Raw genomic sequence first — 25,557 nt, 5'->3', positions numbered from 1 at the left:
CACAGTTTAAAGGCCCGACCATTCTTGAGATCGTCGGGCTTTTTGTTTTTTTGAGCGTATCACTCTGAGGCGACTTGTTTCGACAGGACCAATGCAATTAATGCCTCCAAGCAATAAAACCGGTCGATACCGACAAATAAGCTTCTACTGTTGTTGAGAGCTAATATCCATGCTCAATATTAACCAAAACACATTTTCACGATTGGAATCAAGGCCAATTTTTGCAGGCTTTCTGAAAGGCACGCTTAATTTTTTGCCCGATCAATTGTCTTGCAGAGGGCATTCGGTGTCGGGCATTTTATTTTTTCATTGCTTTTTCAATCACCATCTTTGAGTGATGTGATGAGGATATCCAAACCCTCATGAGGATCGACACCTAACACCTGGCAGTACCTCACAAACTCCAGCACTTCAATTTTTCGTCGATCCTGCTCCATCTTTCCCAGCACAGAATGATGCCGCCCCATAGCAAGAGAGGCTTCGCGCAGGGACAAACCACTCTCATCCCGCTGCTCTTTCAGCCAGGCTCGCAGCTTTTCATAATGAGGGGAATAAGGAGATGATTTCATTGTCTCGATAATAGAGACAAGATAGGGTGTCGCGAAATTCGAGACATAAGGCGTCAATTTCTATCGTGAAATCTCTCAAAGTGAAAACCGGGTTACTCGCCGTCCTACCGCAATTGAAGGGGCGGGATTTCACCGTTGACGATCTGACGGAAGCTTATCGGAATGATCATGGTTGTCTTCATCAATCCAAGAAAGCAGCCCGCCAATTTGTCTATCGCAACATGTTACGGCTGATCGACAGCGGTGATTTAACCCGGGTTGTGGTGGATGGAGGATGGCCGCAGTACCGACTAACACCGCAATTTTTCGCGCGGTCTAAATCCGTTATTGCTATATCTTCGTCATCACCTTTGGTCAAAGAAGAAGCACAGGCTGCGGTAAATGTTGAGTCGGTTAAACCGGATCCACGGCAGAGTCTCCGGGAACGATTAAATCATCATAAATTGGAAATGCTAACTGCAATGGGGGAAACCGAGGAATACGATGCAATCTGCAAGGAGATTCCAGAGCTGCGTGACCAAGTGCAGGTGCTATACAACTCGTCGAGAGATAAATGTTCGAAATTGCTCGGAAAGGTAAAGGCGCTTGAAAGCTTGCTTGCACGGGAAACAGGATTTGCGCAATGAAACTCAGGCGATGGCAGGCCAATTGTGTGGATCAGGCATTTGGCAAATTTCAACGTGAGGACAGCCATTTTTTATGCCTGGCCACACCAGGTGCCGGTAAAACAGCAATGGCAGCAACGCTGGCTAACCAGCTCCTGACTCACAATATGATTGATTTGGTATTGTGCTTTTCGCCTTCCATTATCGTTTCATCCGATTTCCAGGTTGCGCTTGAAACCCACACCGGTAAACGCATGGATGGATCTCTTGGTGCCCGAGGATGTTCATTAACTTACCAATCAATGTTGCGATTAAATCAGGCATTTTGGGAACTCTTCAATAGCCATCACATCCTGGTTATTTTTGACGAGATTCATCATTGCGCCGGCGATTCCATTGATAATGCTAATGCCTGGGGTCAAACGATCATCCGAAGTATTCAAGGGCGTGCAACCTATACTCTCGCACTAACAGGAACTCCCTGGCGATCTGACCGCATTCCAATCGCATTGGCCAGCTATTGTCAGGACGACAAAATTCATTGCGATTACATTTATGGGCTCGCCCAAGCGATTAAAGAAAACGTATGTCGAGCTCCCAGTATCACCTTAATCGATAATGATCGTATTCAGGTAAAGCGTGGAAACAAAATCGACAAATATTCATCGTTCGCCGAGCTATTAAGCAAGGCTCGCTGTTCGTATCAACAGCTGATTGATAACGATGAACTGATTCTTTACTTGCTTAAGCAATCCGCTAAAAAGCTCACCCAGGTCCGCAAAGTACAACCCAATGCGGGAGGACTCATTGTGGCTGCTTCGGTGGACCATGCGCATAAAATAGCGGGCTTGCTTGAACGGCACCTTGGTCAACGAGCTGTTATTGCGACTTATCTGGAGGACGATGCTCATCGGATAATTGATACCTTTCGCAATGATAATCAAGCGTGGATTATTTCGGTCGGCATGATTAGCGAAGGAACCAACATCCCGCGACTAAGAGTGTGCTGCCATCTGACGCGGGTAAAGACTGAGTTACATTTCAGGCAAGTATTGGGACGTATTTTGCGCGTAGGTAACGACGCGCCAGGAGATAGCTACCTTTATTTGCCAGCAGAACCTAACCTGATTGAATATGCGCGGCGGGTTGCTGAAGAAATACCGGAATCCGCGAAAATCAAACGGGAAACTATGTCTGAAAATGACGTTGAAGTTACTTTGCCGGTATCGATAGCCAACTTTCCCGACGTTATTGATGAAACAGAAATTAGTTTCGGAAATTTTCCTGCATTGACAGGTATCTCAGATAACGAAGCACCCCAGCCACTAGCGATTTCGATCCTGGCACAATCATACGACACCACCATCAATATGTTCGGCCGTTTCCGGCAGGAGCTGCTACAGCTATCTCATCTGTACGCTCGGTAACCCAGTGATCGCTTGCCGGAATGCCAAAAGCTGATTAGCCTCATGCAATCATCTACGAAACAGACTGCTTACCGATTATGAGCGATATAAATCGTTACATTCATGCCGCTACACGTGACAATACCCGACGCAGTTACCGTGCTGCGATTGAACATTTCGAGGTGGAATGGGGAGGTTTTTTACCTGCCACTGCCGATTCAATAGCCAAATATCTGGCCGCTTATGCAGATAAATTAGCAGTCAGCACGTTGCGCCAACGACTAGCGGCAATTGCCCAATGGCACATTGACCAAGGATTCCCGGATCCTACCAAAACCCCTATGGTAAAAAAGGTACTCAAAGGGATACAAGCACTTCACCCAGTACAGCCCAAACAAGCTAAACCGTTAGCACTACACCATATAGAGACAATTGACCTCTATCTTCAACATAAAATCTCGAAAGCTCGCACTGATCAATGTTCAAGTCTGCTCCGGCAAGCATTACGGGATCGTGCAATTATCTTGTTAGGTTTCTGGAGGGGTTTTCGCAGCGATGAACTAAGCCGCCTTCGAGTCGAACACGTTTCGATTATTCGGGATGAGGGCATATCTTTGTATCTACCGCACACCAAAACAGAGTTCGCTGGCGTCACCTACAAAACACCCGCACTGAAATGGCTGTGCCCGGTCAACGCCTGTCACGAGTGGTTGATGGAGATAGGGTTGACCGAAGGCCCACTATTTCCCTCAATTAGTCGATGGGGCCATTTAGGCAATACTGGTATGCATCCCAACAGTTTCATTAGTGTGCTGCGCAAAGAGTCCAGCGATGCAGGTGTTATCGACGGGGATCGTCTTTCTGGCCATTCACTGCGACGGGGGTTCGCTAACTGGGCGAGTTCCAGCGGATGGGATATCAAAACAATTATGGAATACGTAGGCTGGAAAGACGTGCGAAGTGCCCTCCGGTATGTGGATGCAAAGGATCACTTCGAAGAGTTCAACCAAACACTGCTATCCAGCCGCATTTAGTTAATTTAATTATTAACGTACGATTCTACAAAGGGTAAACTAGATACGCATGGCTTTTTAGTAAAAAAGAATATAAATAAAATTTTAATAACTAAAATTGCATTTTACTGTTTCGTACGATACAAATAAACGAGAATTATTCTTATTAATGAAGCCCACCATAGAATCCTATCTCCCATTTCAAACCGCTTATGACTTCTTTAACGAGCGGCTTTTTGAAGGTAAGCTTCCATCATGCCTCATCACTTTCCAGCGGCAAAAACGCATAATGGGGTATGTTTCTTTGGAGCGGTGGGTGAATAGCCAAAAGGAGTATACCCACGAACTCGCAATTAACCCAGAGTATTTTGCCAACTTTCCGTTGATCGAAATTTGCCAAGCACTCTGTCATGAAATGGTACATATCTGGCAGTCTCACTTCGGCAATCCTGGACGGCAGGGATACCACAATATGGAGTGGGCGAAAAAAATGATATCCATCGGATTGATGCCCTCATCCACAGGTGAACCCGGGGGCGAAATGATTGGGCAGTCGATAATGGACTACATAATAGAGGACGGCCGCTTTAAAATAGTTTTCGATGAATTAATAGCGTCTGGATTTCAATTAACCTGGATTGACCGATATCCAGTAATTCGCCAGGAGAAAAAAACTTTCATATATACAAAGGATGGTTACCCCGCTAGTTCAACCGCACCTGGTCCCAACGCATTAATGCTGGAAACCCGCCATCAGGATACGGCCACCATTCATAGTGTTCCCTACTCCATAGAAGAGCTTGAAGCGGCCTTCAACGAAACGTACTTTCCACAATCCTTGCAACCTCGACCGTTTATTTCCACTACCAAACCGCGTTACGCCAGTAACAAACATAAATACAAATGCCCCAAATGCCATATGCAACTTTGGGGCAAGCCTGACCTCGCAGTAATTTGCGGCGAATGCCACGAAACCTTAGTAGAGTCGAATTAAGTTTCTTGAGTGGAGGAGCAAGAACTTTCTAATTACCCAGCATCTCGTCAATCAACTCATACATGTCTAGTTGCTCTCCATCAAAAGAGAAACTATAGCTCCCGTTGAAATTGATATGCAGCCAAGCCACTGGTGAGCAGCACCTCACTCTCTCAAGATTTTCCAGTCTATTCTCCAGCTCAAACTTTTGCATCATAAATGACAATATACGTGCATTGAAATAAATGATGCAGGTGGCAATCAAGCGACTACAGTCATACCAGTTAGCTATCTCGTCAGGGGAATTGCCGCGAAATTTGCCATTCACTTCTTCAATTCTCCGCATGAGCATATGGTAGGACTCGCCCCGGTTTAACGCTCGGTGCACATAACTGCGAAATGTACCGTCATCAATGAAATCAAGTAAATAAATGCTTTTGATTAACCTGTCGTACTCAGCTAAAGCCTTGAATGGATTGCTTTTCGATTTGAACCGCGACATCTTTCTAACAATATTTGCTTGCGATGATTGGAGACTATCTAAACTCACCATTATCTGCTGAATAAAATCCCAATTATCCTCAATTAATTTACGGTTAATCGGTTTAGTCAACACAATTTCGGCAGAGTCCTCACTATTAACTAAATTGAACGATTTCGCCAATTCATTACCGACGCGAGCATATCGCGGCGCGAAACTAAACCCAAAACAATCAAGAATTGCAAAATTAAATTGGTTCGTGCCGTGATTATCGGTGGATATTACGTCGGGTCTTATTTCGGAGGTGTTGTTATGAAGCACATCGAATAAATAATGGGATTCGTGGCTATACGGCTTCATAATCTGCGCATTCACCGGGACGTGATTGGCATTAATACTCACCGCCGAGAAGCCTTTACCCCGACCAAAATATTTTCTGCAGAAATGCGTAGTGATGGTATTGAAATGACTTTCAAATCGCTGCCCATCATAGCTCGCGTGCAAAACCTCCTCCTGGATGTTGTAATATTTGAATATAGGTAGCTTACCTATTGCGTCACTGACCCTGTCAATTGCATTATGAAGTGTTTCACTAGATAAATAATTTTTTTCATTCTCTACCAACACATCGTAAGGAATGTTGCAAAGCTTAGCCATACGGTGCGTACCAAACCGAGTGCCGTTTGCAACAATGCATGCGATAATCGTATTAAGATCAGGAACAGTTTTATTTAACCGACGATGAGTCAATGCTTTGGTAAATTGGGTATGAATGTTAACTTCCGCAAGTACATCGCCAATATGCCACTGTTTTAACTTATTGAGATAGTTTTCTTGTTTCTCTTTTCCATTCTTAACTACGTTTTTAACGCTCCATTTTTTCTTGCCATCAATTTCAGTAAAAATAACCGATTGGTTTTCCCCAGTCGCAATTCGCGCCCCTACAGCTTTTCGTTTTCGATCAAATTCGGCAAGTTTTACATCCAACAGTTCCCTTATCGGTTTTTGAATTGTTGGCAAATTACAAAGCGAAACCAACTCCGGGACATCTTTAGCGTTAACAAGATCACTCTCATACCATTTGTAAGAAACACTCCGGTCCACAAAAAATTTGCATTCTTCAATCCTTGCGACAATTCTTATGTAAAGCAACATTTCGGCACGGATCATGTTAATTTTATTCTTGCCGTCAACCTCGTCAATCAAATAGGGTTTGAATTCTGGCTTGATTAGTCTTGCGTCGAAAGTATGTAAAGTACCATGTGCTAACAGCTCGGTTTTCGCGGTATTTACCTGAGTCAACCAAGCTTGAGCAGACTCATCGTGAGAATCAAAATCCAGACACAGAAAAATTTTTCGCAACAATCCCTTTATCACGTGACTTTTTTCGTCATAGAACTGCCACCGGTGCTTTTTCACGTCGGTTGTAGCCTTCGTTATAAAGTCGCTGACCGTGGGAATATCATTTTTTGAAATAATTTCATATGCCTCTTTCCTAACGTCACAGTGCGCAATATCTTCTCCACCAAAGCGTTCATCGACCCATAATCTAACCAAGTCGCCAGCCCGTTCCATCTTTTTTGCCATGCTTTCCATTTCCTGCACATACTTGTCTTGAGCTTGCATCCGTGCATCGGTCTCCAGCTTACGCACGTGATATCGAAAAGCTTCTATAAGAATTTCAATTATTTGGTGATATCTTCGATAAATAAAGCATGAGAGATAGAGTGCAAATTTCTCGGTAGACAGATTACGCAGTCGGGTAATGCTGTACAGATTAACGTAGTGTCCAAAATGATCGATATTTTTAGGCGATAAGTCCAACGATTCAACGGCACTGCAAATAAGAGGAAATATGTCAGTAAGTTTATTTAGAACATCTATTTCGCTGTACATTTCCTTACGCTGAAAGCTTTTTGGCAGGTTTTTAATTTTAGTTATTAACGGCTTGCCGTCAGCCGATTGAGCCATGTTCTTGAGGGTGGCAATATCATGTTCCGTTAATTTACTAAGGATCTTTTTCTCAAGGTGACGCTCTTCATGATTAATGCCCGCAGAAATGATCTTTTGTAAGGTGCTGTAACCAGGGATCAAGATGTTGGCCGAGCTCAGATAATTAGTACACCCGTCAAATATCTCCTTAGGCTCGACAATTTGCTTGGCTAATTGAATTACGAATTTCTTGAGTTGATCTGCGGATTTGTCATCAAATTGCTGATATCCGCCATATTTAAGGATGCTTTGATAAATGCGTGACTTTTGCGTAGGTGAGAGTTTTGCCTTTATCAGATTGAGGGGAATGTCATATTTCTTCCTGATGTAGGCTAGATCCGTTTTTACTGTTGCGAGGGATATCTCCAACATTACTGGCTTATACTTTAAGTACCCCAGTAATAAAATGCCGTATGCGTTGATAATAGGTTCGTTACGTGGAGAATAGAGTGCGGTTTCTTCACCATGCAGGACGAAGTATTCTTCTCGCTCGGCTTCAGATAAGTTTGGTACTGCGTAAAGGTCGTTGATCTCCGACTTGGTTAAGATTTCGATTCTATTATCTGTGCTTACCATTGGTTGCCCTTAAAAAGGGGCGGATTCTAACCAAGGCCGACTAACCAAGTTGGGCTCAACCCACATATTCACGCGAATCATCGTACCGTGAGAATAAATGTGTCAGTTTTTAAATCAGTTTTGGCGTGAAACCCTTGCGCCGCAAGGCCTCTAAGCGGTTTATGTAATCCATGGCGGGAAGTTCCTGCTACCCCCAGAAGAAACCGCGAGGAAAGCCAACAGCCCAGTACGAGATTCGAGCTAATGGCCGATTGGCTATAGGGATTGAGATTAGAGAAAACATTTTTCTGATCGCCGTGATTAATTTTCATGGAACCATTCTGGTTATTCAGGAGTATCCAGTCCACCAGCAAACAAATTTAGCTCTTGCAGATCAAATTTATCATCAGATCGTTGAGCTGGTTAAATGTCTGAAACTGGAGCAACGGGCATTAATTGGAATCGGCCTTATCGACAGCGGCGATGAAATAATCTGCGTGCGTGAGATAAAGGCTCGCCTAAGCCACCGATTAAAAAATCAAAACGATCAATCACTTTACAAGCTTGTGCTTGTAATCGTTCCTGCAGGAATTACGGCGGCCGCCGCAGAGATCATAAAAAATCCCACAAGTATTAAAAAAGATTCGCTCTATATTCAAATAGATCTGGACATTGACGGCTGCTTTATTTTTGCCAACGAAATAAATCTGCATCGACCGGTTGAAAAAAAGTTTCTTGGATCCATGCCTATCGTATTCGCAGCTCATAGTAGAACTGAAGCAACACAATACAACTCGCTCAATGAGCAATCATCCCTTGCTAGTTTATGCCGACACCTTGGCGTGGCATCCACATTAGAATTAATGCATTTTAATTATCAAGACCAAAACCCGGCAACCAATCAGATAATTTCTGCATGGATCCAAAATGCCGCCAGTGCACTGGCATTTTCCATTGAAACCAGCGCCAGTCTGCACCATCTTGACGAAATCATTATTGTCTCTTCTATGCCAAAAACTTGGCTTTTCACGCTGACTGATAACGTCAAAAGTAAAGCATCAACCCTGCTTCGCAACAGGATTCGCAGCGGTTCAACAGGGGATGAGACTGCTATCATAGGAAGTGCTGCACTGCTATTGATTGGAGACTCTCACGGCGGTTGATTAGTGGTGCTAATCCTAAAAACATAAAAATGGCTGGGCATGATTGCCCAGCCAAGATAAGGTTTATTCGACTAAAAAACTTATATCAGGGGAATAAAATACTCGTTAAAGCCCTTCGACTCTTTCCCGATAGAGGCGTATTAATGCCTCAACATCATTTTTAAGAATTTCCAAGGTATTAGCATCTATCACATTTGAATTCCTGGAAAGCTCATGAGACATATTTGTTAGCAATTGCAAAATAATTCGATCGCTGTTCATACCATGTGCAATTTCTGACTGCGAAACAATATGTTGTATCTGCCTAAGGATACGGCTGAGCTTATCAGCTAATTTTCCGGTGATATCGCCCGAGTTTACACCTTCAATGAACAGGGAGATTAGCGACTCCAGATTAGTTTCTACTCTGAAGGTTAGCTGTTCATTGAGTTGATTACCCGCTAAATCTTTTGCAGTTATATGCAATTGGTGAGAACCAATTTTACCGGGTAGATAAATTCGGTAACTAGTTGTATTCACACTGGGTGCAATGATCTGACCATCCAAAGATACCTGCTGAAGTTCCAAGCCAGACAATGTATCTGAAATGGTCAAACTGAGCGTCTGATTATCTTGTATCGACTCCCCCGCAACAAAAGGTTCACCATTCAACTCAATCAAATATTGCGGCAAGGTTTTATCAAGTTTCACCTGGGAAAAATTAATATTTTCAACATTCCCCGCTCTATCTGCACTCCAGAACATCAGATCATTACTACCTTCGGTGCTGACAACAACTGAAGTTGCCGATTGCGATTGCGCATCACCAAGCGCAAAGTAAGTCGCATCAACACCGGAAGCGTCATCAATCGCATTGAACTCAAGCAGGACATCGGAGTTCACCCAGCCCGCAGGAATATTCGCTTGAGTGATAGGCGGTTTATTGTCCACATGCAGCCTCACTTCCGCCATATTGCCGAACCAGTTGCGCCAGTTATATAAGCGCAGATATCGGTAACCAGACTGAGTGGTAACACTCAGGTTTTGCCAATCCCGGGTAGCAAGTGCTGGCGAGGTGATTGTGGTCCAATTGATATTGTCATTCGAGCCTTGCACCACTGCACTTTCGATACGGGTGTAATAGTTATCCTGGCGCGCCAGCATATTCACACCGGTTAACCACACCGAGTTCCCTTCTTTAAAATCAAAGGTAATGTAACCACCACTGCCATTGGTGCCGATTCGGAAATCGGAAACGGTGCCGGCATTACCATCAAAAAGCGCGTTTATGTTGCTCAGGGTTACCGCTGCATTGGGGCGACCAAAAGTCGTTGAGAGGTCAATCAGATCTGCAATTTCAGCAATATTAAGCAGCAAGTCATCGCCATTGATGAGATACAACCTTGAGCCATCGGTCGTGCTGCTTTCAGGCGTTCCAGTTGCGCCAGTTGTGCTGGTGTAGTTAATCGTGAACCCAACATAACCTTGGTTGACGTCGGCTGACATAGTTGCGGTTGCGATCCAGGCGTTATCATTGATTTGGGATACGCTGGCAGGAACCCCCTGAATAATCACATCCATATCTGCAATTAAACCAACTGCACCTATAGAAATGCTCACCTCATCGCCAATATGAATCAACCCGGTTGCATCCGCAGAGGTAGAAGACAAACCAACGGTGCTGATCAAATCCACAGGGCCGCGATGACTACCGTGGAATTTCACTTCCGCCATATTTCCAAACCAGCTGTTGCTGTTGTAGATGCGAATGTAACGATAATGCTGAGGATCAGTAATTGTCAGCGCTTGCCATTCGTTAGTTGAAATCGCTGAGCTGGAAATAGTGATCCAATTTTGATTATCCTGTGAAGCCTGAATACGCGTACCATTAATGCGTGTGTAGTAGCCATCCTGACGGGCCAAAATATCAACCCCGGTTAGCGCAACAGAGCCGCCGAATTTAAAATCAAACGTGATGTAACCACCAGCACCATTACCACCTAATCTAAAATCGGAAATGGTGTCAGCATTATTATCAAACAGATTGCCAACCTGTTGCGCCGTTACCGCTGCACTTGGCCGCCCGAATGAAGTGGACGGGTCAATCAAATCAGCAAGGCTGGAAATTCCATCAATAATATTGGTGCCATTGGTCACATATAAATTGGATTTAATAAAAGCATCATTGCTTTGACCGGTAGCGCTGATAACGTAGCTCAAGTAATACGACAGCGCACCCGCATTAGCATTCACCGGCAAGGTCACACTGGCAGTCCAATGAATACCATCGGTCGTTGAAACTACCGCATTGACGCCCTGCACATTGAACACCAGATTTTCAATCGCCTCTTTCGCAACCAAACTCAACGTCAGCTCACTGCCAGTAAAAACAATTCCGCGCGTACCCACTTGCTCTGGCGCTACGTTGATCGCTTCAATTTTATTATTTGTCTCAAAGCGCTCACCCCAAATACGCACCTCACCCAGCTCCATCAAATTCAGAACTTGATTGCGTAATGCATCGGGGTGCGGGTTAACCATTTGCAATTTGAAGTAGCGATACTTACTGTTTTGGTAAGCGGCATCGACTGGCAAAATAGCGAGGTCATCCTGAAATGGGGACTCATCCGGTGTAATACGCGTCCAATTTTGCGAATCATTGGAAGCAAATACTGTAATGCCCGCGCCGCGATCTGCAAAATTCATCCGTGCTTGAACACCGAATGCGGTCGCACTGACTTTATGGTCTATGCCAAAATCGAGAATGTGATAAAGATTAGCGCCAGATAAAAAACCGGTAAAGGTGTCAGGGTCTGCATCAACAAGTGAATAGACACCACCGAATGTTGTGCTCGCAACTGTACTTGCGAAATTCAAACTTCCATCACCCAATAACGGCGTCACCAATTGCAATTCACTCACCGCGACAAACAGAGCTTGAAGCAGTGCTGCAAATTCTGCTTCACTCGCATTATTCAAACCAGTTGTCGCCGCCGCATACGCTTGTTCATAATTTTCCAAAGAATCTGTTGAATAAATTGCGTTGCCATCGAACCCCGCATTGATACTGGACAGTGCTGCACTGCGATCTTGCTCGACATAAACGTCAATTTTTTTAGTGGTGCTGGTCAACTCATCATTTGCAGAAACCACAAAAGAATAGTGACCAGCGGATTGCGGTATCCATGTGAACGCGCCGGTTTGCTCATTAAACCCGGCGCCCGCAGGAGCCTGATCAAGTTTGTAGGAAATTACATCGGCAGGATTGGGATCAGTCGCGGCGAAGTTTTTGTTAATAGCGGCGCCTACATAGGTATAAATTACCTGGTTCCCCACACCCTCGACAAACACCGGTGCACTTAATTCGGTACCCGCATTCACATTAAAATTATCGATATCAACCTGAGTGCCATCACCTTCAATAAATACATAATTCAAGCTGTAGCTACCACCAATACCACTTGGAATAGCGCCGGTTCCCGCGTCATAAACCACATAGCGCCATTGATTATTGGTATTGGGTAACTCAATTTTCTGATAAGGCTGTGCCTCCAATCCAGTACTCAGCGCCAAGGTTGCAACGCCGTTAGTTCTGACCTTAATACCATAAGGTAAAACACTGGGGCGCCCACCATAGGAGAAATTAAACAAGCAAATTTTTGCGCCTTCAGGCGTCGCCATCAAACGCACAAAATCCGTACCCGCTTCGCTAAGAGTTTGGCTGTTTGAATCAAACGCGGTGTAGCGTTCTTCAGGCTCAATAAGCGATGCGTTTAGCTGGGGTTTGGGCAAACTAGCAGCCCCTTCGTTTGCTACTTCCGGCGGAATATAGAGCCAAAAATCACCGCCACCATCGACGTTTTCCCACGCATTGGCCAAACCACGTGCGTAATAAAAACGACCGGGCACCCGGCTCTGAAAACCCTTATAAAAATAGGGAGCCACCACCGAGAGATCGACACCTTTGGTGTAGGTGTAGTAATAATAAAGATCCCAAAAGTTGGTGGTTAACATACGCCCGCGATATTGGCTTGAAATAAAATTATACAAACCACCAACTTGACCATCCGCAAAAATAGAAAATTCTGTGGGCACCCAATCGGTAGGATTACCGGCCATATAGCGCCAGAAAAAATCGGCGGCATGGAGTACACGATCATTTAAAAACTCGTACATGCCAACAGCGTTGGGCGCCGTGGATAGCTCACCGGAAACAGGGTCAACTTTGGAATTCTGTGCGTAAAACATATGCGCAATAATCGTGGCATTGTTGAGATCGCCCGCACCATGCGCTTGATCCCGCCCCATTTCAACATGCTGCACAACGGGTGTTGCCAATAGCTCACCCGTTTTTGCGTTGCGATCAACCAAACGAAATAAACGTTTAATAGAACCATTAAACCCTTGGTTCAATGCAGTCTTGTTAACCGTCATCCACTCGACCGCTTCGGTGTAACGATCTTTATTGCCGGTAAAAATATAACCCGCCATGGCGCCCATCAGTGGGTAGCCATGCTGGTTCATAAACTCATTATTGCGATGCATGAAGGTTTCAGTAGCCGGAATAATTAAATTATTCGTGAGCGCCTGTGTATCAGCTTCAGTCCATGCCGACGCACTATTTTGTGAGTTTGTATAACGCAGGATTTCCGCACCGGCCAACATGCGATTCATCGGAATACCCGTGTGAATATGGGCATCGCTAAAATAAGCATACTGCGCAGGGTCCATCTGCCCCCACACACGCAATATATTCATCGCGTTAGTTCGATAAACATCATCGCCCGTGATGTAAAACAGCAAGGCTTGGGTATACACCTTCAAACCATCCGCGATAAAACGCGAATTAAACGATTGACTATTAAATGCCAATGACAAGGGTGTTGTGGGGTTGGCCGAACTGGCATTACTTGAAATTGCAGTACGCGAAGCCGCAGAGGTCGCCAGCATATCTTTGTAATAGCTATACCAGGGTTCTTGTTGTGCAATCACTTGCGCACGCACATTTTCCAAAATCGGTTTGGTTAAACCCACCCCAGGGTGGATGAATCCTGCTGTATCGGTTGATTCTTGAATACTGGGATTAAAGTCGGTAATGGCCGGCAAATCCTGTGCATTGGCGGATATACATATCACCGACACACACAGGGCTTTAACTCCACCAATAAATACTTTGCGGGAAAAACACCTCAAAAATGTAAATGAGCGAGTAACTTTTATATTTATCATTGCTGCCTCTGCTAGCTGATTGAAAATGCGACCCACCCAACTTTACATCGGGCAAGCCAGTTGATAGCACCGCGTTTTAGGTGTGATAAAAACCACCAAGCCATTAATCATATTTATATGGCATTAATTATGGTATCGATACCATGTTTGAATTGCAACAACCCCATAGCAACATTAAAAATTTATTCTAATGGTGCAAAAACTAATGGGTAATTGATTTATTTAGACGCCATGTGCAATAAATATCGTTACCATTTTTTACATGGAAGGATATTAATGCGAACAAGGGTAACAACAGAGAAAGCGCTGGGCTGCGAGTAAATATCTAAATTGAATAACAACTCAACACAGTTAACAGAGGGAAAATGCCCCACTGCAAATACGGGAGCATTTTTGAGGAATACCAAAGAAACCTGAAGAAAATATTAGGGCTTAACGATCACATCGCTAACATGCTCACCCAGAGTGAAATCGGACGGTTTTAAGCGCTTACCGTCAAGGCGAATATTTTCTAACACAATATTGTTAACCGCCCGTTCTTTGCTGTACCCGCCAATGACCGATGTGTTGAGACTGCTGTTTACTATAGAAATATTCTTCAGGTAAACATTCTTAATGCCTCTACCAGGAGAGTGACTGTACTTTTCGTTAAACACTACGCGGAAGTTAAATAACATGCCCTCCTCTACGCCATCTATACGGATATTTTCAAAGTAAACATTTTTAACCAGATTATCGTCGCTGTTGGTAATCGCCATTGCGCCCTGATAATTCCGATCATCTTCATCATGCCCCAGAATATCGATATTATTGAACCGGATATTTTCAATGAGTTCAGGTTGTTTATTATTGCCATGCAGGCCGATATTGATAGGGTGCGCCACATCAGCCCAGAGTACAGAATTGCTAACCATGATATTTCGGGCGTCGCCATAGTAGTCCCAGCGATGACCATAAATAGCAATACTGTCGTCTGAGGTTCGCAAAAAAACATTATTAATATTAACGTCAGAGCAGGCCATCATATCTATGCCATCGGTCCAGGATGCCGCACTAAATGTTTTAATGTTGCGGATATCTACATGATTGGATTGGCCGCAATACACCGTGTAGTGTTTTGGATTAATAACTATTGGCCCATCAATCACCACGTTACTGGATTTAGTAATTTCAAAACCACGCCCCGCTTGATCAATTAAACCGCGCCCGGTTACTGTCACATTAATGGCGTTGTCTATTAGCAATTTCCCACGCAACATTGCACCGCCGTGTAGGTACACAGTTTTGTTTGAGGCGATACGGAACGCGCCTTCGGCATTTTCCGGTGGAAGATGTAAGCCGGGACCGAACCATATAACATCGGGATCATTTTTATCTGGAATATTTTGTTCGATCGCACTGGCAAATAAATGCAGGTTGTGAAGGCGATCGCCATCAAATTCAATAGATATATTTGCTGGTTTTGAAAGTTTGAATAGCGCTACATTTCCCGCTAGTTTCGGCTTTATTCCTGCACTTTTGGGGCGAATTTCAACGCGTCGTATATCACCATTATTTTTTTTAACGGAAACTTCAACCGGTTCCCCCATATCAAAATATACCATGGATGCATTTTGCGGGTTATCCAAGTCTACTTTTACCTTGTACTCATATAAGTCCTGCCACTCACCACCCAGTTTTCTCACACGAACGGTGTAGTCATCGTTATGGTGCGTATAAAACGCTTGTTTGGGTACCTCATAGGTAACGAGATCGCCAGCGACTGCAAAAAAACTACTGCTAAAACCCATTCCAAAAATGGCAACCAGCTGTATCAATTTATTATTGTGCATCGATAAACTCATTCTGCTCTCACCGTATATTTTTATGTCACAGAGAAAAAGTACACCCGGCATCAACGCTCTTTATCACCAGACTCAATACGGAAATAATCAAACTCCGCGTGCCCCGTTGAGGTTGCAACATAAGCGGGGGTTCCACTTGCGGCCTGCGCGAATAATCCTACCTGAGTACCCACCCAACGACCTGGCTGCGCAATAAAACCTGGGCCAATTGCATAATAATGCGTATCGTCAAGACTGTAACTAAACGTGACTTGAGCATGATATGCGCGCAAGAGCGAGGGATAAATTACCGGATAGTCCGGTTCGGGTTGCGCCACGATTACCGGTTTAATATGGATGCGAACATAAACCGCGCCACTCACTGTGACCGGTGCGGTCAGCTTGGTTTCAGCGGCAAATAAATTGGCATTTTCTCGCGTGACCTGCACCAATCGAATACCGTCAGCGGTATTTTCCAAACCTATCCAACCATAGTTGTAACCGAGCACCAATAACCCGGCTCGCTCACCGATACGCTTTGGCTCAAGTGTGAATTGCGTGCTCGCCGTAAAACGCATTCCCGGTAATTTCTGTGTTAATAAGTTGCCCGCCTCCCACAAATTCTCCGAGGAGGACACAGATTTCAACCGCAACTTGTTTGTGATTGTTGAATCCACCCAATCAGATTGCGGATTGGCGCTCCATTGCCAGCCTAAATGAAATCCCTGATTAAACTCATCATTTACTATGGGCGCCTGTCGGGTTTGAACAAACGCATCCGGTTTTTTATAAGAATGCACGGGTTGTCCAAAATGATTTTCTTTTTGGGGTGAACCGATAATTGGCCAGTCATTAGCCATCCATCGCATAGGTTGCAATAATACGCGGCGACCATAAGAATCTGTCTGTTGAAAATGTAAGAACCAGTCTTCGCCTGTTACGGTATTTACCCAAGCACCTTGATGAGGGCCATTAATTATTGTGTCGCCCTGATCCATCACTGAACGTGCCTCATAAGGGCCGGTGATATGTTTTGCGCGAAACACCGCTTGCCAACCGCCTTTTACGGAGCCCGCCGGAGCAAATAGGTAGTAATAATTTTTGCGTTTATAAAGTTTGGGGCCTTCCAAGGTAAACCAGGGCAAATCACCGTAGGAGGTTTTCACTTTAGGCAATAAATTTCCATCGATAATGATTTTTCCATCGCCCTTCACACTCAAACCATCTTTAGCTAATTCTTTTAACTCAATAATATTGCTTTTTCCGGAACGTGAATGGGCATAGGCATAAACCATGTAACCTTTACCGCCCTCCTCCCAAAAGGGACAAGGGTCTATAACACCTTTGGTTGAATCAATTAATTGGGGTTTAGCCCAAGGGCCTGTAGCTGATTTTGCGGTAACTACAAATACACCAAAGTCCGGGTCAGCGTAATAAATCATAAACTGATTATTGTGGTGGCGAATGCAGGGCGCCCACACACCTCCGCCGCGACGCGGAACAGAGTGATGCGCAACAGGTTCAATTTGCTGCAGCGCATGACTAATAATTTTCCAATTCACCAAATCTTTAGAATGCAATATGGGTAAACCGGGGACATTGGTAAAACTGGATGATGTGAGATAAAAATCATCTCCTACCCTGACCACATCGGGATCAGAGTAATCGCCTTGTAATACAGGATTAATATAAGTTCCATCGCCTTGGTCAGATATCCACACACCTGTCGCTGCAGTTTGATCAATTGTCATGCGGGGTGGTTCATTTGCCCAAGTAATCGCGGCTGACAAAAAAAGTACGCACAGTGCGAAATACCATCTGAAAAAATTCAACATGCTGATAAATCCTCGCCGCGGCTGATTATGGCAAGCCCGTAACAGAGCACCACTTTTTATCTTTACTTTTTATTGGTACTTTTTATTGCTATAGGCCAAATAATTCAGGCAGCGCCAAACTGATAGCAGGCACAAACGTAATTAACAACAAACCCGCTAGTTGTAACAAGAAAATAGGCATGAGGGGGGGCAGTACACTCGTGATTTTTTCGCCTGAAATACTACAAGCTACAAAAAGCACCGTACCTACTGGTGGTGTAACCAAGCCCATCGACAAGGTATAAACAAGGATAATGCCAAAGTGAACCGGATCAACACCTAGCGCAGTAACAACGGGAAAAAATATCGGGGTGAAAATTAACATGGCGGGTGACATATCCATAAAAACACCAACCAACAACAAGATAGCGACAATCAGTAACAAAACCAGGTATTTATTATCGCTAAACCCGGTTAGTAAACTGCCAACAGTGTCAGGGATAGAAGCAAAAGTCATGGTCCAGCTCATCATGCCGGAACAGGCGATTAAAAATAAAATAACACCGGAGACTACTGCTGTATCCAGAAAAATTTCGATTAATTTTGGTAGCGAAAGCGCGCGATAAACAAGTGCAAGTAGCAAGCTATAAATAACCGCAACTCCTGACCCCTCGATAGCGGTGAAAGCGCCGCCCAGTATTCCCCCTATAACAATGAAGATGAGCATTAAGCTCGGCAGCGCACGGAGAAAAATGGTGACCATTTCCGACATACTCTGTTTATTGTCGTCCGCTGTGTAACCTTTACGCTTTGCGTATAAATAGGCACCAATCATTACTGCTATGCCCATGATAATACCGGGCAAATAACCCGCGAGAAACAAAGCAATAATCGATGCACTGCCCCCCGTAATCAGCGAATAAACAATAAGTGCACCCGAAGGTGGAATAAGCATGCCGCAGGGAGCCGATGCAGCATTAACTGCAGCAGTCATTGGCATGTCATAACATTTTTCCCGTGCAACCGGAGTGATTATTCCCCCGATTGCTGAGGCAGAGGCAATGCCCGAACCCGATAGGGTACCAAATAACATGTTCGCCAAAATGTTGGACTGCCACAAGCTACCAGGAATACGCCGGCCAATTAACATAGCAAGGTCAATTAACCTTCTTGCAAGCCCGGTTTGATTCATAATGTTACCCGCCAGGATAAAAAATGGCAGTGCAAGAAAACCAAAGCTATCCAAGCCATTAAATATAGTTTGACCCGCTGTTGGAAATATTTGGTTAAAATCTATTTGCAACGCCAAGGTAAATAAACCTGCATAAGCAAGCCCTATAGCAATAGGTGTCCCGATAATCAAAAAAATAAAAAAGCTGACAAACAACACCAATAGGGAAACTATTTCCAGATTTTCCTCCACCAATAAATTAAAAATTGATGAATGAGCAACGAGGATTATTAACAAGCCAGTACCGACCAGCAAACCAATGACCAAAGCGAGATCGATGAATTTCGCAGATTGATATTTAAATAAACGAAAAATTTCAGAAAACTGGGATAAGACTGTAATAACACCAGATAACAACATTGCTGTTTGCAAAATTCCCACGGGTATTTTGAATATCGCAGTCTTCATCAATAAATTATCCAAATAGGACTGGTAACCAGCAAAGATGAAGATAAAGCCAAAAATCATAATCAACAGGGAATTCAATAGATTAAGGCGAACGCCATATGTTGTACCGGAAAATCTATCCAGCAAAAAAGGCAAAGTAAGATGCCGCCCCACTAAAAAGCAGTATCCTCCCGCCAATAATCCCAGCCAAATAAGGGCGTAGCGTAAAAATTCCTGGGGCCACATACTGGGTGAGTTGAATACAAAACGGGAAATCACTTGGAAGGAAATAGCCACCACCATCGCAGCCAACAAAGCTACCAGAAAGTCGCGCAACACACCTACAAACGGCCTGCTTATCCACACGGAACCGGAAGAAAAATTATTTTTTACTTTTATGTTTTTCATTGTCTTATTCCGTAGGGAAAACACCAGCAGGCGATACTTACAGCTTACGTTTTTCGATGGTTAAGATGGCATTTAGCAATTTGGACTTCTCTTCGTCCTCAAGCGCCTTTTGGTAGATAGGCTCAACCGCTTTCATAAGCGGGCTTTTGTCTACCTCAAAGAATTGCACACCAGACTCATCCATTGCCCGCTGTTTATATTCACTCTCCTTGGCATCGGCATAGGCAATAGATTTAAGGCTTATTTTTTCAAATTCCTGGTTTACTATTTTTAAATCCCCCGGAGAAATCTGATTTTGAAACTGAACGCTGCTGAGAACAAAATCGGTTAAGCGTGTATGTTCAGTTAGCACCACATACTTGGCAATCTCGCTAAATCTGGCTTCATACAAACCGGCTATTCCACCCTCGGCGCCATCCACTACCCCTTGTTGCATAGCGGAATACAATTCGCCAAAGGGCAATACACTTGGCACCGCACCAAAGCGGGTAAGCATATCAATATAAGTTTGGCTGGAGATTGTGCGCAGTCTCTGCCCTTTTAAATCTGCAATGGTGCGAATAGATTTGGTGCTGTAAATACTGCGGAAATCACTACTTAAAAACCCTAAAAAAGCAAAACGATGCTTGGTTGAAAAATCAAATAACGCGCGACGAAAATCACCATTGGTCATGACTTCCTTATATTCCTCGGCAGAGCGAAACAGATAAGGCATATTCATAACACCTATCGCCGGAATAACGGATTCAAGCGAAGCGCTATTGATCAAACAAATATCAACCACACCGCGTTGTACATGCTGAAAGTACTGCAATTGATCGCCCAGTACGCCACCGTGAAATATTTTAAACTTGACACGTTCATTGGTGCGGCGCTGTACATTCTGTGCAAATTCGCTGAGCAAACGACCGGCAGTGCCATTCGCCTGCACATCAGTAGCAATTTTGTAGGTTTTTGCGTGTACACCAACGCTCACTATATTTATGGCCAATAGCGCCAAGCAGAGAATGAAATTTAGTTTTTTAAGCATTATTAATCTCATTGATCGCACTCTTAGTAGCCAGGACTTACCCATAAATTATTTTTTGCGAATCCATAAAGCCACGCCACCAGATGCCTTTAACTCGATATCTATTTTACTGCGATTATTCACGTCAACATCGCGCATGCTTACTTTGGTTCTACTGGATGAGGTATTGTCGTCATAGTAAATTCTTGCAATATAGTTGGTATTAGCCTCAAGAAAACTAAAATCAACGGTCACCTTGCGCGCGTCATTATTGGTAATAGCACCAAGATACCAATCCGAGCTGGAACGTCTTGCAGTAACAATAAATTGTCCGATATCTCCCGCAAGGATTTTACTGTCATCCCATACCGTTGGCACTTTGGCAAAAAATTCGATTTCTTTTTCCCCGGTATAATCCGCCGCTTCGTCGTACCAAAATAAGGTTTGCAATGGACTGTACATAACAACCGCTAACGCCAACTGATGGGCATGGGTGGTTTTTATGCGTTCATCGTAATAACAAATAGTGTAGTCACCCATACCTGCCAGACCACGCGTAAATGGTAAGGTGGTATTGTTGTTCGCATCCGGCATCTCTTCATTGCCGCGAATACCTTCTACGGTAACGACATTTGGCCAGGTACGCTGCTCGCCGGAAAACCGAAATTCATCGTGAATATTTACCATTAATTTATTGTCAGCCGCACGTTTAATGGAATCGTATAACCAGGCAGTCCAGCGATGGGAACCCAATTGCACAAACCCATATTTAACGCCAACAACTCCCCACTCTTTATAAATAGGAAATATTTCTTCATCTTGCTTTAACAAGGCTTGTTGATTCACATACAACCAAATGCCAATGCCTTTTTCTTTGCCATACTTGATGATTTTTTCCATATCAAGATCAATGGCGACCTTTCCTGCATCGGAATCAAACGTGAAGGATGGCCCATACCATTTCCAATCGAATAAGAGGTATTGCAGGTTATGTTCGGCAGCAAAATCAATCCAGGCCAATGCGCCCTCATTGGTAAGGCTCATGTCGCGGACAATTTTTCCGGGCTTAATCCAGTCAGTATCGGCAATTTTGGATGGTTCATTGAGATTCAATAATAAATCATTATTTTCCAGTAATTGCGCTGCACTATCGGCAATCATTACTACGCGCCACGGCGTACCAGTGCCGGTAATCAAATTAACCGGATCGTGCATTTTAGTAATGACAGTATTTTTTTTGTCGCTTGACAGTGAAAAACGAGTACGCACATAGTCTTTTACATTCGCTTCAGCCAAAGCCGCGTAAAGCCCATTTTCAAGTTCCAGCGTTAATGGCCGCTCGCTTTCATTTTCCCAATTTTTTAATGGCACGCGAGTTGCCAATGCCTGCGCCCAGGGCGTATGCCACGCATAGGTGTTGGGGGGCAATGCAAACTCCGTATTCTCCGCCATCACCCGGTAATAAATTCCGGTAGGGTTATCAGGGAAAAAATATTGAAAAGCCACCCCTTCGTTATACACACGAACGCGAATTTCCATGGTGTAGGCTGGGTTCTGTTGATGAACAAATGAAAGCTTCAAGGCTGCATAATTATCACGTACCAGCGCCCTCTCACCGTAAACCGGTTTCCATGTCGAATCATGACTTGTAATTTGACTGTCGGTTAATGTCAAACCATGCATCCAATATCCCTGGGGAACATTTTTGATAGCCAGGGCCCACTCGGAATAATGGTTATCCAAATCCAGATCCATTCGGGATTTTTTGATTACATCCTGCTGTTCTTTACTGACAGAGTAGAAAAATAAAGATTGTTTTTTTCGGTTTTGCCCGGCGTAGAATGTAAATTTAATTTTACCATCTGGAGAGCTTAGGGATTTAACCTGCTCTTGCTTTGCAACCGCATTGAGGTTAATAGTCAGCAGAAACAAAATAGCCATTAAGGTTATAAATTTACATGTTGGCATCGAACACTCCGGTTTTGCGAAATCGTTTTATTTTTCTCAATAAAAAGGGGGCATTTTGTAATGCCCCAAGCACGGTTAGCCATGCGGCTCCCATAGACGAACGCTAGAAGGTGGCTCTTAAGCCAACTGCAAAATTGCGGCCATTAATGTAGTACTGATTTTGGAATCCGGTGGTAACTGAGCCGGGTTCACCCACGTAGCGAACAGGAGCCGAATCTGTCAGGTTTGATGCCGTAAAAGTTACTGAGTAAGTATCGCTGATGTTGTAGTTAATCGAGCCATCAAGCACACCATACCCCTTCACATAACGCCCAACAGCAGGGTTTGCCGCAACACCAAACAAAATAAAATCAGAACGATAGGTGTAAACTAAGCGCGCCGATAGGCCTTCGTTTTCATACATACCCGCAACGCTATAACTATCATCCGATTGGAATGCTTGCGGAACATTTACCACTTTTCCATCACGCACAATCGGGTTTTCGGTTGTAACGTGCGTGTAGGATGCCGATACACCGAAATTACTCCAGGCACCTGGCAACATATCAAAGAAGGTTTGTACCGCCACTTCAACACCGCGCGCACTACCTGCTTCTGCATTCACTTGTCGAGTAATAAAATATTGGCCATTGCTGCATAGGTTGTCGACCGCACCCGTGTAGGCAGGTGCAACAGAAACCGTTTCACAAGATTCTGCCGTATTAATAAAGCCATCAATTTCTTTATTGAATACGGCAATCGATGCATAGTTTGCAGGACCAAAATAGTGCTCTAAAGAAAGGTCGTAACTGTCAGCTTCAAGCGGCTTCAAGTCGGGATTGCCAGCACTACCGCGGCCAGTTGTTTGATCCACAGAAATAGTTGGATTAAGCGAGCCCAAGGTGGGGCGAGTGATCCCTTTGCTATAACCAAAACGCAACAACAAATCATCCTGCAACTCGCCGGTTATGTTGAATGATGGCAATACATCCGTATAGGAACTGGATGCTGCGAAAGGAACAAACTGCGCCGTTGTGCCAGTCGTATCCCACACCATTGCGCGCGCATCGACATCAGCCTGGATAACACGCACACCCAGATTACCGCGAATACGTTCGCCTGCAGTTGCAAATTCACCCATTACATAAGCGGCTAGCGTGTCCTCTTTTGCGTAACGGCGGCCACCCAAATTCTCCGGAATACTGCCATCAGCAGGAATATTTGCTTGTGGGAAATTCGTGCGCAGCGCATCGCTGTTTAATAACGAGGGGCTAAACACCAAATAACCACCGGCAAAATCCGTTTTATTTTTCACCCAATCTTTAGGTGCAGTTTCAGTAAGTTCTGCAAAGTCAGCAACAGAAATCGCATTTGACTGATCTGCCAATAATCCCGAGCCATTTGTGGTCAAAGCTTTACCACCAAAGCTGTAATTGTTGTAGTTGGATTCTTGCGATGCAAAACGTCCACCAAACAAGACAGCATTAAAGAAACCATCCACTTCGTATTTAAAATCCGTTTGTACGGCATAACCACTATCATCAAAAACCTGATGGGTACCGTTGCCGTAATCAACAAATACAAAATTGTTGGGGTCTGCCAAATCGGGCCCAGAAATACTGATGTTATGTGGCGATGTTTTTAAATCGCGGGTGATATCCCAAGTATTCCCTACTTTTGGACGCAAAGTCACGCTGCGGTTATCCTGGGTTTGATCCGCTTTCACATATGACACATCGGTAGTCATATTCAAACGATCTGTAATATTCCAATCAAAACCGGTAGCAACCAACCAGGTTTCATAAGGGCGATTTTCTTTACCGCCCAGTGAGTTGAAGGTTGAATTTAAAAAAGTACCCGACGCTAAGGCTTGCGTTGCCAGCACTGCATTTTCGCCACCATTGGCATTGCGATTTACCCACGCTTCAGTAGTATCAAAGGCCTCGGTCTCTAAACCCTGAACCGTGCGACTATCGCTCATAATCATGAAACGATAATCCTGCTCGTATTTGTAGTAGTTGTAATTACCTTCGGCGTAAAGCTCAAAATCGTCGTTGGGCGCCCACTGGATTGCCGTATTTACACCTTTGCGATCACGGATAATATCTTCCTGAAATACGTGGGCATTTTGCGAAGTGGTTGCAATTAAATTTGATGGATCATCCGATGCCGTTGCATCTACCAAATGCCAAACATCGCTTCTTCCTACATAACTCTGATTGGCAGCGGCCAGGGTTGTGTACTCAGCTGAATCGGCACGTACGGCACGACGCAAATTTGCACCGGTATTACTCGGCGTGGAGTCGGAACGGTTGTGACTTTTTTGTTGGGTTGCCGCAAATAAAAAGCCCAACTCACCACCGCTTTCCAAATTCCAGGTTTCAGAGTAAAGACCAAAAATTTCCGGATCTATATCGCCTACAAAATCGTTATAGCGCGCCGTGACAGCACCACTTATCACCCGCTCATCCATATCCAACGGGCGACGGGTTTTAATGTCGATCAAACCCCCAATACCTCCTTCAATATGTTTTGCACTGGGATTTTTAAATACATCGATGCCGGCAATCATGCCTGGGATTGCACTTTCAATATTGAATTCGCGGCCACCGGCAGTGAAATAGGTTCTGCCATTCAAGCGTGACGCGGTTTGACCAGACAGACCACGAATAGTGAGGCCACTGCCCTCGCCCACTGGCGATGCACCTTCGCCGCCATAACGATAACCTTGCACACCGGGAATACGAGTCAAGGTTTCGGCAACATTAGGATCAGGCAATTTACCCACATCCTCTGCGGTAATCGATTCAACAACTTCACCCGCATTGCGTTTAATTGCGGCTGAATTTTGCAGGCTGCCGCGAATACCGGTAACCATCACTTCTTCCAATCCCTCATCTTGCGCCACCAGCATCGGCGACACGGTTGAGAATGCGGTTGCGGCTGTCATAGCAACCACCAATTTGCTGAGTT

The 25,557-nt window shown here is 44.4% G+C and carries 14 protein-coding genes; 5 read left to right on the top strand and 9 right to left on the bottom strand.

Translation table 11 applies throughout. The features are described from left to right. Positions 1-317: 317 nt before the first annotated feature. On the bottom strand, positions 318-626 hold the full coding sequence (locus NNX04_RS20990) for a helix-turn-helix domain-containing protein (RefSeq protein WP_261948437.1): 309 nt from the start codon (positions 624-626) through the stop codon (positions 318-320). Positions 627-634: 8 nt separating this feature from the next. Between NNX04_RS20990 and NNX04_RS20985 the strand changes: the two genes are divergently transcribed. The 4 genes from NNX04_RS20985 to NNX04_RS20970 all read left to right on the top strand — a co-directional run bounded on the left by NNX04_RS20985 (position 635) and on the right by NNX04_RS20970 (position 4,587). After that, positions 635-1,195, top strand: coding sequence for a hypothetical protein (locus NNX04_RS20985; protein WP_261948436.1), 561 nt, complete (start codon positions 635-637; stop codon positions 1,193-1,195). Then, positions 1,192-2,601 (top strand): DEAD/DEAH box helicase, encoded by a 1,410-nt coding sequence (locus NNX04_RS20980; protein ID WP_261948435.1) that lies wholly within the window; start codon positions 1,192-1,194, stop codon positions 2,599-2,601. Before NNX04_RS20985 ends, NNX04_RS20980 begins: the two co-directional genes overlap by 4 nt. Positions 2,602-2,678: 77 nt before the next feature. Further along, on the top strand, positions 2,679-3,614 hold the full coding sequence (locus tag NNX04_RS20975; protein WP_261948434.1) for a site-specific integrase: 936 nt from the start codon (positions 2,679-2,681) through the stop codon (positions 3,612-3,614). 148 nt (positions 3,615-3,762) lie between these two features. Further along, on the top strand, positions 3,763-4,587 hold the full coding sequence (locus NNX04_RS20970) for a SprT-like domain-containing protein (protein WP_261948433.1): 825 nt from the start codon (positions 3,763-3,765) through the stop codon (positions 4,585-4,587). A gap of 28 nt (positions 4,588-4,615) precedes the next feature. On the opposite strand, the gene NNX04_RS20965 is transcribed toward NNX04_RS20970, so the two are convergent. Then, positions 4,616-7,615 (bottom strand): Tn3 family transposase, encoded by a 3,000-nt coding sequence (locus tag NNX04_RS20965; RefSeq protein WP_261948432.1) that lies wholly within the window; start codon positions 7,613-7,615, stop codon positions 4,616-4,618. Between the two features lie 170 nt (positions 7,616-7,785). Between NNX04_RS20965 and NNX04_RS20960 the strand changes: the two genes are divergently transcribed. After that, positions 7,786-8,757: a hypothetical protein gene (locus NNX04_RS20960; protein ID WP_261948431.1), complete on the top strand. Its 972-nt coding sequence runs from the start codon at positions 7,786-7,788 to the stop codon at positions 8,755-8,757. Between the two features lie 105 nt (positions 8,758-8,862). Here the strand turns inward: NNX04_RS20960 and NNX04_RS20955 are convergent, their stop codons facing one another. The 7 genes from NNX04_RS20955 to NNX04_RS20925 form a co-directional block, all read right to left on the bottom strand. Then, complete coding sequence (locus NNX04_RS20955; protein ID WP_261948430.1) at positions 8,863-13,965, bottom strand: discoidin domain-containing protein; 5,103 nt, start codon at positions 13,963-13,965, stop codon at positions 8,863-8,865. 425 nt (positions 13,966-14,390) lie between these two features. Then, positions 14,391-15,797 (bottom strand): glycosyl hydrolase family 28 protein, encoded by a 1,407-nt coding sequence (locus NNX04_RS20950; RefSeq protein WP_261948429.1) that lies wholly within the window; start codon positions 15,795-15,797, stop codon positions 14,391-14,393. Between the two features lie 62 nt (positions 15,798-15,859). Further along, positions 15,860-17,539: a glycoside hydrolase family 43 protein gene (locus NNX04_RS20945; protein ID WP_261948428.1), complete on the bottom strand. Its 1,680-nt coding sequence runs from the start codon at positions 17,537-17,539 to the stop codon at positions 15,860-15,862. Between the two features lie 172 nt (positions 17,540-17,711). Then, entirely contained in the window at positions 17,712-19,523 is a 1,812-nt protein-coding gene (locus tag NNX04_RS20940) for a TRAP transporter large permease (RefSeq protein WP_261948549.1), read from the bottom strand. Between the two features lie 142 nt (positions 19,524-19,665). Beyond that, entirely contained in the window at positions 19,666-20,658 is a 993-nt protein-coding gene (gene dctP, locus NNX04_RS20935; protein ID WP_261948427.1) for a TRAP transporter substrate-binding protein DctP, read from the bottom strand. Between the two features lie 48 nt (positions 20,659-20,706). Then, positions 20,707-22,605, bottom strand: a complete 1,899-nt coding sequence (locus NNX04_RS20930; protein ID WP_198284843.1) for a glycoside hydrolase family 97 protein — start codon at positions 22,603-22,605, stop codon at positions 20,707-20,709. Between the two features lie 103 nt (positions 22,606-22,708). Then, the coding region (locus NNX04_RS20925) for a TonB-dependent receptor (protein ID WP_261948426.1) at positions 22,709-25,557 on the bottom strand (2,849 nt) is incomplete at its 5' end.

The organism is Cellvibrio sp. QJXJ, from assembly GCF_024452345.1.
Classification (GTDB): domain Bacteria; phylum Pseudomonadota; class Gammaproteobacteria; order Pseudomonadales; family Cellvibrionaceae; genus Cellvibrio.
Note: the sequence above shows the minus strand (reverse complement) of the source record. Positions and strands in the feature narration are given on the sequence as shown.